The sequence below is a fragment of the Pseudomonas reactans genome (genome assembly GCF_013387025.1).
Lineage (GTDB): Bacteria > Pseudomonadota > Gammaproteobacteria > Pseudomonadales > Pseudomonadaceae > Aquipseudomonas > Aquipseudomonas reactans.
Genome location: NZ_JACAQP010000013.1, coordinates 174,098 through 188,493, shown reverse-complemented (window position 1 = coordinate 188,493; position 14,396 = coordinate 174,098). Strand labels below are relative to the sequence as shown.

Below are 14,396 nucleotides of genomic sequence, written 5' to 3'. Positions count from 1 at the left end.
GACTGATAACAACTATGAAGACTGCTAGCACGGCCCCCACTGCAACGACGCACACACATCCATTATCTGCCATCTCGTGGGATACCTCCGACAACAGCTACATCTTGCAGACCACCAAGGACCGGTTCACGCAGAGCGTTGCAAAAGACTTGAACAGCGGGCGCATGAGCCCTGACGTCAATAAGATGGTCGATGCAGTAATGTGGCCGGGTAAAGGCAAAAACCTTCAGGTGCAAGTCAAAACGTTTGCCGTGGACGGGATTCAAGCCAAGGACATCATTTTCATACAACGTGCCCCCCCTGTGTCCGACGGACCCAATATCGTTGTTTATGTTCCAGAAAAAGACGGAAGTTCGTTTCAATCGTTCAAGACCGTCGAAGAAATGAATACATGGTTAAAAACAGTTGCCAACGACCCCCAGCAACTAGAGGCCTTCAGCCAGCACTTTGCAGAGGGCGGTTCTCCTGCCAGAACAGCCCGCGTTATCAATATCATGAGCCAATTCAAAGACAATGAGGTCAACGCCGTTGTCGGCCCCTATGCGAATGAAGGCAACGATATTTTCGCGCGGCTGGATAAAGATCCCGCCGCGCCGCCGGCGTCGGTCAATGGTTTGATGAATGTTAAACATGAACGCACTTCACCTGAGGGACGTGCGCTTTATTCAGGGCAGAAAAACGATGGAGAGAAAGTATTTTTTCAATACGACGCCTACGGCAACTTTTTAGGCGAAGATCAAAAGAGCAATTTTTATTTTGTAAAGAACGGTTTGAACAACACCTACAGCCCACTGGTGCCAATGACGCTCAGCGAGTTCAACAGTAAGGTGTACAACGAAGCCGCCGACAAGGTGGGTGCGAACGATATCAGGGGACTTTACGAGGAACTGCTTACTCATCTTGAACACCCCGCCTCGGGTATCAGCGACGCATTACGGGTTTTCGGCGTCAATCGAAATACGGCAGACACCGTTGAACGTTACTTTGACAATCCCTTTAGTGCGTTGCTGCTTGATCTGAATACAAACAATCAGATCGGCAAAGTATTCGGCGTCGACAAATCGAAGATGGATTCGATCCTCGGCAGTGTCGGTGACATCGCACAGGGGTTCGTCCCCTATTATGGACTGGCCAGGGGGCTGGGCAGCCTGCTGGCAAAGGCGCTTCGAAATGAGCCGCTCAGTGTTCAGGAAAAGAAAGACTTGGCTGATGGGCTTGCATTGAAACCCAACAGCCCGGCCAGAAAAAATTTGCCCGGGTCGCAAAACTCGCCTTACAGCGGAGCACAAAATAAGCCCGCGCCCAAAGCTGAATCGGAAGTACACAACGAAGCGCCCGTCGTTGAAACCGGCAACCATCCGGGCATGAAAAAAATAACATTTGAAGGTCGGGACTATTTCGTCTCGGAAAGCCCGGATGCTGGTGATGGTCAACATTATTTATTGCGCTTGGAAAAGCCGGGGGCCCCCACAGAGTTGGTCAGTAGCGGAAAAATTGCCAAGCCTGATGAAGAGGGCGTTTGGAAAAGGCGGGGGGTCAGCGGTGGAGGGGTGGGAAGCTCCAAGTCCCAACCGTTTGACCCCGGCGCTTATGATTATCCGGCTGAAGGTGAACCTTCATCATCGGCGAAAACGAACGAGAAAATAGATAAACAGTTGAAACATGACGCTAACAACTATCATAAAAACGCAAAAACAATAGCGAGGCCCGTTCTTCCGGAGCTACCTCCGAACGCATCGCCAACCGAAGTCATCAAGACCGTCTATAAAGAATCACCCGGCATGATTATCGGCGAGGATCATACGCAATCTGCCGGCATACGCTTCCTAATTGACAACGCAGGCGAGTTCAAGAAAAACGGTGTAACCACTTTATATTCGGAGGGGTTCGACCATGCACTTCAACCCGACCTGGATCGTTTTTTCAAAACGGGTGAATTTTCACCGGAGCTGAAGAGCAATTTAAAACTCATTGACCGTGCTCATAGCGGACATGGCGCCTACACCAATCGAGAACTGCTGTTGACGATGCGAAAGCACGGTATCAGCGTCAAAGCGATTGATGTGCCTTCCGTGGAGCCTAAAAGCACGCGCCTTAAAAACATGAACTACTACGCGAGCAAATTAATCGAACGCGATCAGGCTGTGAACCCTCAGGGCAAGTGGGTTGCGCGAGTCGGCAGCGATCACGTGTTTACCTATGACGGCGAGCCACCTATTCGAGGTATCTCTCAGCTGACAGGCGCAACCGGTGTGTCCATAGACACGGCGGTTCCAAACAAAGGAACCTCTGTCATTCAATCTCGAGACAAAACAGAACTCTATATCGAGATGTAAAACCATTGGGGGTCGCGCTCATAAACACCTCACGGGTTGGTGTACGTCCGCGGCGTTCAGGGAAGTCGCCGTCTTGAGGGGTACGACTGCCCGGGGTATTGAGCGTTCAAGCTGATTGATCAGCGGATATTGAGCTGCGTCTTCAGGGTGTTCTGCGGCGGGTTGATCGAGGAGTTGCTGTATTCGAACCAGCCCGCAGCCTCGACATTTACGTCAAACACATAGACGTAACCCATCAGCGTACCTGCGCCATCGCAAACCTCGCTGATGTTGCCGACCTGGCAGACCGCCGTGCGTTGCCCATTCAATTCAGCGCCATCGAAGCGGCCCATGGGGTTGTTACCGAGGCCCACCTCCATGACGGAAACCTTGGTAGGCCCACGGTGCGTACACATCTGTGTGCTCTGCGCGCGCTCGGGGATGCTTTCCTTACACGCTGCCGACTCAACCTGGAACACCCGCACTTCGCTCAACGGCGGTGCAGTCGCGCCCCAGGCCGGTGCCGCGCCGAGCAACAGGCTGATACAGGGGATCAGGACTAGACTCCACGGGCTGGCGTTTTTCATGCTGCAAATGACCTTGGTTTAAACGTCGGCGCAGTATGCCTCAAGGCCTCGGCTGCTGGTATGATGCGCCGCTTTTTCCGATCCTCTCTGAAACCACAGGCGCTTGGCGCAGTTTGTGCTTTGACTTAGAGGTCAACAAATCACGACGCCACAGAGCGTCACAGGGAGCAGGCATGCTGGAAAAGCTGTTTCAACTCAAGGCACACAACACCAGCGTGCGCACCGAGATCCTCGCGGGCATCACGACATTCCTGGCCATGGCCTACATCCTATTCGTGAACCCGAGCATCCTCGGCGAGACCGGCATGGACAAGGGCGCGGTGTTTGTCGCGACCTGCCTGGCGGCCGCCATCGGTTCGACCGTGATGGGCCTGATCGCCAATTACCCGATCGCCCTCGCGCCGGGCATGGGCCTCAACGCCTTCTTTACCTACACCGTGGTCCTGCACATGGGCCATACCTGGCAGGTTGCGCTGGGTGCGGTATTTATCTCGGCGGTGCTGTTCTTCCTGCTGTCGATCTTTCGTATTCGTGAATGGATCATCAACGCCATCCCACTGCCGCTGCGCTCGGCGATTGCCGCCGGTATCGGCCTGTTCCTGGCGCTGATCGCCCTGCATAACGCCGGGATCGTGGTCGGCAACCCCAACACCTTGGTGGGCTTGGGCGACCTGAAAAAACCCGCGCCGATCCTGGCTACGTTTGGCTTTATCCTGATCGTCGCCCTGGAAGCCCTAGCGGTGCGCGGTGCCGTACTGATCGGTATCCTGGCGGTGACCATCGTCTCGATCCTGCTGGGCGTCACCCCCTTCGGCGGCGTTGTCTCGATGCCGCCATCCCTGGCCCCGACCTTCCTGCAGTTGGATATCAAAGGCGCGCTGGATATCGGCCTGGTCAGCGTGATCTTCGCCTTCCTGTTCGTTGACCTGTTCGACAACTCCGGCACCCTGATCGGCGTGGCCAAGCGCGCCGGCCTGATGGGCAAGGACGGCCATATGCCGAAAATGGGCCGTGCGTTGATTGCCGACAGTACGGCCGCCATGGCCGGCTCGCTGCTGGGTACCTCGACCACCACCAGCTACATCGAATCGGCTGCGGGCGTGAGCGCCGGTGGCCGTACCGGTTTGACCGCCATCGTGGTCGCGATTCTGTTCCTGCTGGCCTTGTTTTTCTCGCCACTGGCCGCCAGCGTACCGGCCTTCGCTACTGCACCAGCATTGCTGTTCGTCGCGGTACTGATGACCCAGGGCCTGGCCGAAATCGACTGGGACGACATCACTGTGGCAGCGCCGGTGGTGGTTACCGCCCTGGCAATGCCTTTTACCTACTCCATTGCCAACGGCATTGCCTTCGGTTTCATCGCCTGGACCGCCATCAAGCTGCTTTCGGGCCGCTACCGTGAGCTGAACCCGGCGCTGGTGATTCTGTCGATTCTGTTTGTGATCAAGCTGGGCTGGTTCAACGCATGACTTTTGACGCCGCAAACTACACCGCTCAACTGCAAGACAAGGTCACGCGCCTGCGTGACCTGCTGGCCCCGTTCGACGCGCCAGAGCCGCAGGTCTTCGACTCGCCGCTGCAGAACTTCCGCCTGCGCGCGGAGTTCCGCCTGTGGCGCGAAGACGGTGAGCGCCACTACGCGATGTTCTCCCAGGACGACAAGCGCACGCCGATCCTGATCGACGAATTTCCCATCGCCAGCGCACGCATCAACCAGTTGATGCCGCAACTCAAGGCCGCCTGGCAAGCCAGCGCCGCCCTGAGCCACAAGCTGTTCCAGGTGGAGTTCCTCACTACCCTGGCCGGCGACGCGATGATCACTCTGTGCTATCACCGCCCGCTGGATGAGCATTGGCACACCGCCGCTAACAAACTGGCGGCTGACTTGAATGTCAGCATTATCGGCCGCTCCAAGGGCAAGCGCGATGTGATTGGCCATGACTACGTGGTGGAAAAACTCGATGTGGGCGGGCGCACCTTCAGCTACCGCCAACCCGAAGGCGCCTTCACCCAGCCCAACGGCACGGTGAACCAGAAGATGCTCAACTGGGCTTATGAAGCCCTGGGTGATCGCCCGGATGATCTGCTGGAGTTGTATTGCGGCAACGGCAACTTCACCCTGCCCCTGGCGACCCGCGTGCGCAAAGTGCTAGCCACTGAGATCAGCAAGACTTCGGTCAACGCAGCACTCAGCAACCTCGATGAAAACGCGGTAGATAACGTCACTCTGGTGCGCCTGTCAGCCGAAGAACTCACCGAAGCTTTGAACGAAGTGCGTCCGTTCCGTCGCCTGCACGGCATCGACCTAAAAAGCTACGAATTCGGCAGCGTGTTCGTCGACCCGCCGCGCGCCGGCATGGACCCGGACACCTGCGAGTTGACCCGACGCTTCGACAACATTCTGTACATCTCCTGCAACCCGGAGACGTTGGCGGCGAACATTGCGCAACTGCATGACACGCACAAAATCACCCAGTGTGCGATGTTTGACCAATTCCCGTGGACGCACCATATGGAATCCGGGGTGTTACTGACTCGGCGGTAACTCAACGTCTTCCGGTTCCTTCTTGCGCGGCCGTCCGCCCTTCTTGCCATTGGCACGGGCGGCGGCGGCTTTGGCGGCGCTGCTTTTGCGGCCATTGCGCGAAGCCACCAGGCTGGTGGCCAGGTCCATCAGCGGTTTGCTGGTGGCGATCAGGCCCGTGACCGAAACATCCAGGTCCTGGGCCTCACAGCACAGCGCCTTGCCGCCAAAGCCGACTTCCAGTTGCGCAAAGTCCTCCAGGGAAAACCCCGCGAACTCGGGCAGGCCAGCCACCGGCAGTACAACGCGACTGCCGTCGCTGAAGCCGATGGAAATGCAGTTGTCTTCATAACGCACAGAACTGGCGCGGGCATAAAGGTGCCGTGTCTTGCGCCCTCGGGCTATCGCCTTTTCGACGTCGGCCTCAGTGAGTGGTTTATAGGGTACCGCTTTGGCTTTTACGATTTGCTTCATAGCTCAATCTCCAAAAAACCCGGCGCCCTGACCAGGTTCAAAATTGTTTTCTGCCCCACGACATCGTGCCGGGCGCGCGCGATCACATAAACACCCGGCCGAATGATCAGCCCGGGCAACACCTCGCGGGCCTCCCAATCCCAAGAATGATTCTCAAGGCAGACCGTTTGCAGGTAGTCCCACCAGATCCTGCGTGCCCGCGCCAGGTAGTGCCGCTGCATGATCGCCCCGCGTATCTCTTTCAAAACCGCCATGGGTGGCTGCCGCCGCTCAGGCTCTACGTCCCACAACTCCACATCCCCATCCAGAAAACTGAAACGAAAGCGCGCATCCCATTCGTGCCCCCGCACATGCACATGGGGCGGGCAATGCTCATCCCTGATAAACACCGAAATCACATAGCCTTTGTAAGTGCCTACTCGCATCGTAACCCATCCGTTAGGTTATTTTCCGCCAAGTAACAATTTTCCCTTGCCACCCGACAACCGGCTCCATTTCCCGAAGCTCATTCACAGATTAGTAAGCACAAAAAACCCGGCGAATGCCGGGTTGTAACCACTCATGCCGAGGGCTGGAAATACCCCGCCAAGGCCCGCAAGTCCTGCTCGCTCAGCAACCCCGCGTAATACTTCAGCTGAATCCTCGCCAGCAGATAGGCATGTCGCGCATTCGCCAAATCACGGCGGGCGGTGAAGAGTTGTTGTTCGGCGTCGAGCACATCGAGGTTGACCCGCTCGCCACCGGCCACACTCTTTTTCGTCGCGGCAACCAAGGCCGTGGCGGAGCTGACGGCCATCTCATAGGCGCGCACTTTGGCCGCACCGCTGGTGTTGAGGTTGAACTGCTTGCGCAACTCCACCAGGGTGGCCGAGGTTTGCGCGTCCAGCTCGTATTGGGCCTGGGACAACTGGTTGGCCGCCTGGCGGGTGGACGCCGACACACCCCCGCCGGCAAACAGTGGCAGGCTGACCTGAATGCCGACGGTGTTGGTGTCGTACTTCTGGTTGTAGCTGCTTTCCGAGTCGGAGTTGGTCTGGCGGCTGGTGGCGTACAAGCTGACCTTGGGCAGATGGCCTGCGCGTTTGCGTTCCACTTCATAGGAGGCCACGTCCAGGGCATGGTGCTGGGATTTGAGCTCCGGGTTGTTGGCCATGGCCAGTTCACGCCACGTCTCGAAACGATTGGGTTCCAGGGGCGCAATCTCGAATTGGCGCGCCAGCGGTGCCAGCTCTTCGATCTGTAACGGTTGGCCGACGATGGCTTCCAGCTCGCGCAAGGCACTGTCCTGGACGTCTTGGGATTCGATCTCTTCAGCCTGGGCCAGGCTCAAACGCGCCTGGGTTTCCAGCACATCGGTGCGTGTACCTTCACCGCCTTTCAACAGGCGATCATTGAGTTGCAGGCGCTCGGCATACGCGCGTTTCTGTGCGCGGCTCAGCTCAATGCGTTCCTGGGCCAATAACGCCTGGCTGTAAGCGTTGAGTACCCGCACCGCCAATTCCTGGCTCTTACCGCGAAAGCGCTCATCCGCCATCAATGCCTGAGCGGTGCCCTGGCGAAAACGCGCATAGGCTTCGTAATCCAGAAGCGGTTGCTGCAAGGTCAGGGTCGACGCGTAACTGCGGTAATCACGGTCGCTTTTGACATCCCCCGCCGTCACTTCGGACTCGTTGCGCGAGTTGTTATAGCTCCACGATAAATTGGGCAACAACGCCGCACGACCGATCGCACGATTTTCTTCACCGCCGTCACGCTCCTGAATGGCGGCCTGAAACGTCGGATCATTACGTAGAGCCAAGTCGTAGGCATCCAGCAAACCCAGGGCGTGCGCCGCCGAGGAACAACCGAAACACAAGGTCAACAACAGCGCCTTCATTCTTCCACCAGGGCCATATGGGTGCGATCCATCAGGGGTTTGAACAGGTAGTTGAGCATCGAGCGCTCGCCGGTCTTGACGAAGGTTTCCACCGGCATGCCCGGACGGATCTGCACGCCGTCCAGTTGCTGCATACCGGCCGCGCTGACCTGGGCGCGCAGCGTGTAATAGGGCTCATCGGTGCGCTCATCGACCTGGCGGTCCGCCGAGACCAACGTCACCTCGCCGGCCACCCGTGGAGTGGTGGATTGGTTGAAGGCCGAAAACATCAATTCCACCGGCAGGCCGGGGTGCACCTTGTCGACCATCTGCACCGGCACCCGCGCCTCCACCAGCAAGGGCTCGCCCTGGGGCACGATGTCCATCAACGGCTGGCCGGGCTTGATCACGCCGCCTTCGGTGTACACGTCCAACCCCACCACCACGCCGCTTGCGGGCGCACGCAACAGGCTGTTGGCCAATTCGAACTCGGCCGAAGCCAGGCGATTGCGCAGGTCGTCGCTGCGGGTGCGGGTCTCGGCCAACTGGCCGCGCAGGTCTTTCTGGAAGTCTTCGCCGAGCTGGCGGATGCGCAGGCGCAGTTCCATCACCTGGCGTTGCAGTTGGCCGATGCGACCGTAGTCCTCGGCGATGGCGCCGTCGATCTGTGAATACAGTCGCTCGCTGTCGAGCAGGCGGTTGCGTGGGATATAACCATCGCGCGCCAATTCGCGTAGGCCCTTCAACTGCTCATTCAGCGCTGCGCGCTGCTGGACTTTGCTCGCTTGCGAATCCCGCGTACCGCGCAGTTGCGCCTCGGCCCCGGCGATGGTTTCACGCAGGCCTTGTTGCTCGGTGGCCAAGGCCTGGGCGCGGCTATTGAACAACTGCCGTTGCAGGCTCAAGGTGCCCACCGCCTCCGGATCGTTGAGCAATTCGGGGCCGAAGGTGATCGCCGCCAACCCTTCACTTTCGGCACTCAAGCGCGCCTCGCTGGCCAGGGACGCCAGGTACTGGCTGCGCAGGGACTGCATCTGCCCGCGCAACGGGGTTTCCTTCAAGCGCAACAACACTTGACCGGCGCTCACCACGTCACCGTCGCGCACGTCGATACGCTCGACGATGCCACCGGCCGGGTGCTGCACGGTCTTGCGATGGCCCGACACCATGACCTTGCCCGGCACTGCCACGCCCTTGTCCAACGGTGCCAGCGCGGCCCAGCCGAGGAAGCCGGCAAAACCGCCGAGTACCAACAGCCAGCCCAGGCGCGAGTACTTTTTGTCATCCAGCGCCAGCACATTATTGGGCGCATCGCTGATCAATACAGGTTTGCTCGGGTTCATGCCTGTTTTCCTTCACCGAGGCGGTAACTCATGCTCATGGTCGATACCGGTTTGGGCGCTGCCGGTTTCTGCCGTGCCTCCAACACACGCGCCGTCGGCCCGAAGGCCTGCAACTGGCCTTCCTTGAGGATCAGCAACTGGTCGGTCAGTGTCAGTACGTTGGGTTTGTGGGTGATCAGGATCACGGTGCGGCGCTGTTGCTTGAGCTGGACGATCGCCTGGAGCAAGGCCTGCTCGCCCACTTCATCCAGGTTGGCGTTGGGCTCATCCAGCACGATCAGCGCAGGCAGACCGTACAGCGCGCGGGCCAGCGCAACGCGCTGCTTCTGGCCGCCGGAAAGCCCGGCGCCGCCCTCCCCCAATTGCGTGTCGTAGCCTTGGGGCAGTTGCAGGATCAGCTCATGCACGCCGGCCATTTGTGCAGCCGCGAGGACTTTATCCGCATCGACCTCAGCAAACCGCGCAACGTTTTCCGCGATGCTCCCGGCGAACAGCTGGATGTCTTGCGGCAGGTAGCCGATGTGCGGGCCCAACTGCTGCTTGTCCCACAAGGCCAGATCAGCGCCGTCCAGTCGCACCTTGCCGGCCAGGGGCGCCCAAGCACCCACCAGAATCCGCGCCAGGGTGGATTTGCCGCAGCCCGATGGCCCGATCACGCCCAAGACTTCTCCTGCTGCCAGGTTAAAGCCCAGATTGGCCAACGCGGGCCGACGGCTGCCGGGGGCACAGGCGCTGATCTGTTCGACGCTCAGTTGGCCTTTGGGCACCGGCAGCGCCATGCGCTGCGGGCGCGCGGGATTCGCCGCCAGCATCTGCGACAACCGATCGAAGGCCAGGCGCGCCGAGCCCCACTGCTTCCACACGCCGATCAACTGGTCGATGGGGCTCAGCACGCGGCCCATCAAGATCGAACCGGCAATCATCATCCCCGGCGTGATTTCGCCCTGCACTGCCAGCAAGGCGCCCAGGCCCAACACCAGGGATTGCAACGCCAGGCGCACGCCCTTGGACCACGCGGTAACGGTGGCGGTCTTTTCACTCGCCAGGTTCTGCTGCGCCAAAAACGCCTGATGCTGGCCGAACCAACGCGCACGCAACGTGGCGAGCATGCCCATGGCTTCGATGGTGTCGGCATTACGCAGGTTGGCCGTGGCCTGCTGGCTGGCGCTGATGGACAGTTGGCTGGCCAAGGCCATCGGCGCCTGGCTGACGTGATGGTTGACCCACGCCAGCACGATCAACAATAGCGCGCCGACCAGCGCCAACACCCCGAGCCAGGGGTGAAACAGGAATATCACCAACAAGTACACCGGAAACCAAGGCGCATCGAAGAACGCGAACAACGCCTGGCCGGTGGCGAACTGGCGCAGCGTGGTCAGGTCATGCAACGCCTGGCCCGCCGCCTGGGTGCCGCCCTTGAGTTGCGCTTCGAACGCGGCGTCGTACACCCGCTGGTTCAAGCGCATGTCCATCTGCGTGCCGAGGCGGATCACCACCTGGCTGCGCACCCATTCCAACGCCCCCATCAGGCCGAACAGGCCGAGGATCATCAGCGTGAGCATGAGCAGGGTCATCTCATTGCCCGAGGCCAGCACCCGATCGTACACCTGCAACATGTACAGCGCCGGGGCGAGCATCAGCAGGTTGATCACCGCCGAGAACAGGCCGATGTTGAAGAAGCCACTTTTATAGGCCGTGAGGGCGGCCAGGGTTTCGTTGCCGGCGTGGCGCATCTGGGGATTCTCATGGGGTTGAGCGGGCAGCGCCGCCGCGTTGACAGGCAAAGCGACGCTGCGCAGAATTCGGCACCGCCGTCGCTGAAGAGTTAGAAGGCTTGGCGACAGCGGTGTGTAAAACGGCGAATGGGAGAGCGATCTGCCATTCGCTTTTTTGCTTAAGCGGCCAGGGCGAAGTCCTGAGGCACATCTTGCACGCCCACCAGCGCCACATCGGACGCTGCGACCGCAGCCGAGTCCACATGGGCCACACCGACAGCCGCCAACTGGTCGAACGTCGAGTTGATCGACAGGCTTGGGTCGATGTCCTTGAGCAGGGAGTCGATCGCCGAAGCCAGTGCCGAGCTGTCGCCGCTCATCAGGCCGTACACGATTTTGTGCACCTGACCGTCACGGCCTTCGGATTGCAGGCTCGACAGGCCCAGGTTGGCGAAGCTGACTTCCTGCTCGGCGAGGCTGTAGGTACCGCCGGCCGCACCGCCCGTCAGGATGGTGCCCAGGTCCAGGGAGTCGATCGAACCCCACAAGGTGTGCGACGGCGGATTGAACAAGGTGTAATGCAGGTCACCGTTAGCAACCACTGCCGCGTTGCTGACAGTGCTCGACACACCGTATTGGGTGCCATCGAACGGGCCAGGATTGAAACCACCAGTGTTCGAACCTTCTTTGACCGAACCCTCACGGTGGTTCAGGTCACCAAAGTAAGCCGACCAGTCGCTCAGGTACTGGGCAACGGTGTTAGTGGCGTAGGCCGTGCTGTATGAAATAGAAATGCTCATGCAAAACTCCAAGTCATGGGGTGGTATCCCCACAGCAAGCCACTGCCTGCTGTGGTTTTGCCCGTCACTGGGCAAAATCGGTCAGAACTGATATTCAACGGTGCCCTGCAACGTGCGCCCACGCCCCAGGGTGAAGGCCAACACGTCGCCCAGCGGCACCAGGTAGGCGCGGTCGGTGACGTTTTCCATGGCCAGGCGCAAGGTCAACTGGTCGGTGGCGCGGTAGCTGCTGTAGAGGTCATAGACGGTGTAGGGCTTCCAGTCGGCCGGGTACACGCCGGTTTGCGAAGTGGTCACGCCGACGCCGCTTTTGACGTAGTAACCGCCGCTATAGCGGGCGCGAACACCCACATCCAACTTGCGCTCAAGGAAGCGCGCGCCCAGCGTCGCGGTGCCGCGATCCATCGGCATGTGCTCGGAGGAGCCCAGGATCGCGCTGCAACTCTGCCCCGCATTGGCCACGTCATCCGGCACCATCGCGTCTACCGGCGCCCGGCTACCCGGCCCTTTCTGGATCTTGGTCACACCGCCCAACCATGCAGTCTTGCTGCAGAACTTATTGCTGCCGAGCATGCGCGTGTAGTTGAACTGGCCGTAGGCGAACCCGGCGTCGTAATCCAACTGGTATTCAAGGCCGCGAAAACGCGTGGTCTCCAGGTTGTTCACATACGCCGCATTGCCGATATTGGCGATGCCATAACCCGGCGGCTGTACCCCCAGGGCCATATAGGAAAAGTCGTCCACACGGGTGTTGAAATAGGACACTTTCACGCCCACGCGATCTTCGGAGAACAGCAGGTCTTCCTTCAACACATTGAAGCCAACCTCCCACGACGTGGACGTCTCAGGCTTCAAGTAGGGGTTGGGGAAAATCGACTCCGAGCCCCCGCCATGTGGCCGGCCACTCACCAACGTTTCGGTGACTGCCGGCGGGCGCCAGCCCTTGCCGTACGTGGCGAACAGTTGCAGCCAATCCACGCCTGGCTTGATCGACAGGCCAAAGGTGGGCGAGAAATGCCCCTCTTCCCGATCCACGTCATAGGTCATGGGCAACCCCACTTGCCGCGTGGTGCCGATGATGAACGTACGCGTGTTCAAACCGGTTTCGCCGCGCAGCCGATAGCGGTCGTAGCGCAACCCGGCGTTGAGGTTCAGCCAGTTGTCGTAGTCGAAGTCCAGGCGAGTGAACAGGCTGCCCATTGCCCGGTCGCCCCTGGGCGTGATGCTTTCCGCCGCCGAGGCCGTCACGGCCGAGTCGGCGGCCACCATCTGGTTGGAGTCCGGGCGGACCTTGTCGTAGAAAAACTCCAGGCCATAGTTGGCCTTGATCACGGACAGTTCGCTCAAGGCAAAGGTCGAGATGTTCTGTGCCTGGAAACCATAGGTGTTGGTCTGGTAGGTAACGTCGTAGCCCTTGCTACTGCCACGGGTCAGCGTGGACTGATCGTTGCGGGTATCGACGTAATACAGCTTGGCCTTGAAATCGATCAGCGGGTTGTCCGGCGTGTAGCTGTAGTCCAGCGCGAAGTTCTGCGCCGTGACGTCACTGCTGCCGAGCTTCTCCCAGAGCTGGGCTTTTTCGGCGGTCATCATGTTGACGTCGTCGTAGCCGACTTCGGTGGTCAGGTAGCTCAGTTGCAAACGCTGATCCACCGGCAAGTTGAGACCCAGCTTGAGCAGTCGCGAGCGCATCACCGAACCAGTGTATTCCACAGTGGAATGCTTGATTCGGTCTTCACTGGCCGCCAGAAAGGAACTGCCGGTGCGCAGCTCGCCAATGCTGCCCTGGGTGCCGGGCTTATAGTCACCGAGGTGACGCTCACTGGCCGCCACCAACATGTCCCACACGTCGGTGCCCACCGCAAACGCCGAGCTGCCGATAAAGTGCGTGCCGTTGCTGCGCCCGCCCAGCCCCGTGGTCAAGCGGATACGCCCGCCGATTTCCTTGCCGCCCTTGAGCAGGTCCGCCGCTTCCACGGTGCGAAAGTTGGCGACCCCGCCGATCACGCCCGCCCCACCCATCGTTGAAGTGGCGCCCTTCTCGATCACCACTTCAGACAGCAACTCCGGGTCGACATACAGCGTGCCATTGCGTTGCTGGTGGCCGCTTTGCTGATAGTTCTGACGCATGCCGTCCACCGACATGTTGACCCGGCCGTAGTCCTGGATGCCGCGAATATTCACCGACAAGCCAGGGTCTTGCTGGCTGACCGCCGAGTAGACGCCCGGTGCCTCCTCCAGCATTTCAGCAGCGTGCCGGGGCGGATTTCGGTCCAACTGCTCGCGCCCGACCACACTCACCGAGCGGGGCGATGAATACACCCAATCGTTGGGGTGCAGGCCGGTGATTGTCGTGGTCGCCAGCGCCAAGGCGGCGCCGCTCTGCTCAACACGGGTCAGGGTGACTTGGCGCTCGCCGTTGAAGCGGTACTCCACCGGTGCATTGCCCAACAAACGCGCCAAGCCTTCCTGCACGCTGTACCGCCCTTTCACCGCCGTACTCTGCAAGCCTTCCAGACGCTGGCTGTCGAACAGCACTTGCAGGCCGGCCTGGTCGGCGAACGCCAGCACGGCGCTACCCAGGGACTGCGCAGGAATATCAATCGTCAGCACGGCGGGCTGTGCAGCCTTCACCTGAGGTTGCGCGGCGTACACCGGAGCCGCGATGGCGAACAGGCCCAAGTGGATGGCCAGGGCTAACCGGCTAACGGTGATACGCCCCTTGTTGAGTGCTGACATTTCTGTTGTTCCCTGCGCTAAGCGTTTTTTGTTTATGCGAATGC

Annotated in this window: 11 protein-coding genes; 3 read left to right on the top strand and 8 right to left on the bottom strand. The window is 59.8% G+C overall.

The features are described from left to right. The first annotated feature begins 14 nt into the window (after positions 1–14). The gene (locus HX793_RS31305; protein WP_256354439.1) at positions 15–2,336 is read left to right on the top strand and encodes a membrane-targeted effector domain-containing toxin; all 2,322 of its coding nucleotides are present in this window, start codon (positions 15–17) and stop codon (positions 2,334–2,336) included. A gap of 119 nt (positions 2,337–2,455) precedes the next feature. Here HX793_RS31305 and HX793_RS16005 read toward each other — a convergent pair whose 3' ends face one another. Next, a complete protein-coding gene (locus tag HX793_RS16005) occupies positions 2,456–2,902 on the bottom strand; it encodes a DUF4879 domain-containing protein (protein WP_177053205.1) in 447 nt (148 codons plus the stop codon). Between the two features lie 173 nt (positions 2,903–3,075). On the opposite strand from HX793_RS16005, the gene HX793_RS16000 reads away from it, so the two are divergent. Both HX793_RS16000 and trmA read left to right on the top strand, forming a co-directional pair. Beyond that, the gene (locus tag HX793_RS16000) at positions 3,076–4,371 is read left to right on the top strand and encodes an NCS2 family permease (protein WP_178905522.1); all 1,296 of its coding nucleotides are present in this window, start codon (positions 3,076–3,078) and stop codon (positions 4,369–4,371) included. Beyond that, positions 4,368–5,447 (top strand): tRNA (uridine(54)-C5)-methyltransferase TrmA, encoded by a 1,080-nt coding sequence (gene trmA / locus HX793_RS15995; protein ID WP_177095256.1) that lies wholly within the window; start codon positions 4,368–4,370, stop codon positions 5,445–5,447. The genes HX793_RS16000 and trmA overlap by 4 nt, the downstream gene beginning before the upstream one ends. On the opposite strand, the gene HX793_RS15990 is transcribed toward trmA, so the two are convergent. The 7 genes from HX793_RS15990 to HX793_RS15960 form a co-directional block, all read right to left on the bottom strand. Further along, the gene (locus HX793_RS15990; protein WP_016976755.1) at positions 5,430–5,900 is read right to left on the bottom strand and encodes a DUF2442 domain-containing protein; all 471 of its coding nucleotides are present in this window, start codon (positions 5,898–5,900) and stop codon (positions 5,430–5,432) included. The two genes, trmA and HX793_RS15990, sit on opposite strands and share 18 nt — an antisense overlap. Beyond that, a complete protein-coding gene (locus HX793_RS15985; RefSeq protein WP_177095257.1) occupies positions 5,897–6,325 on the bottom strand; it encodes a DUF4160 domain-containing protein in 429 nt (142 codons plus the stop codon). Before HX793_RS15985 ends, HX793_RS15990 begins: the two co-directional genes overlap by 4 nt. Positions 6,326–6,459: 134 nt before the next feature. Further along, positions 6,460–7,776, bottom strand: a complete 1,317-nt coding sequence (locus HX793_RS15980; protein WP_016976753.1) for a TolC family outer membrane protein — start codon at positions 7,774–7,776, stop codon at positions 6,460–6,462. After that, positions 7,773–9,098: an HlyD family type I secretion periplasmic adaptor subunit gene (locus HX793_RS15975; protein WP_177095259.1), complete on the bottom strand. Its 1,326-nt coding sequence runs from the start codon at positions 9,096–9,098 to the stop codon at positions 7,773–7,775. The genes HX793_RS15980 and HX793_RS15975 overlap by 4 nt, the downstream gene beginning before the upstream one ends. Next, positions 9,095–10,831, bottom strand: a complete 1,737-nt coding sequence (locus HX793_RS15970; protein WP_177095261.1) for a type I secretion system permease/ATPase — start codon at positions 10,829–10,831, stop codon at positions 9,095–9,097. Before HX793_RS15970 ends, HX793_RS15975 begins: the two co-directional genes overlap by 4 nt. A gap of 161 nt (positions 10,832–10,992) precedes the next feature. Next, on the bottom strand, positions 10,993–11,613 hold the full coding sequence (locus HX793_RS15965; protein WP_016976750.1) for a heme acquisition protein HasA: 621 nt from the start codon (positions 11,611–11,613) through the stop codon (positions 10,993–10,995). Between the two features lie 81 nt (positions 11,614–11,694). Next, positions 11,695–14,352, bottom strand: coding sequence for a TonB-dependent receptor (locus tag HX793_RS15960; protein ID WP_178905521.1), 2,658 nt, complete (start codon positions 14,350–14,352; stop codon positions 11,695–11,697). Positions 14,353–14,396: the final 44 nt, after the last annotated feature.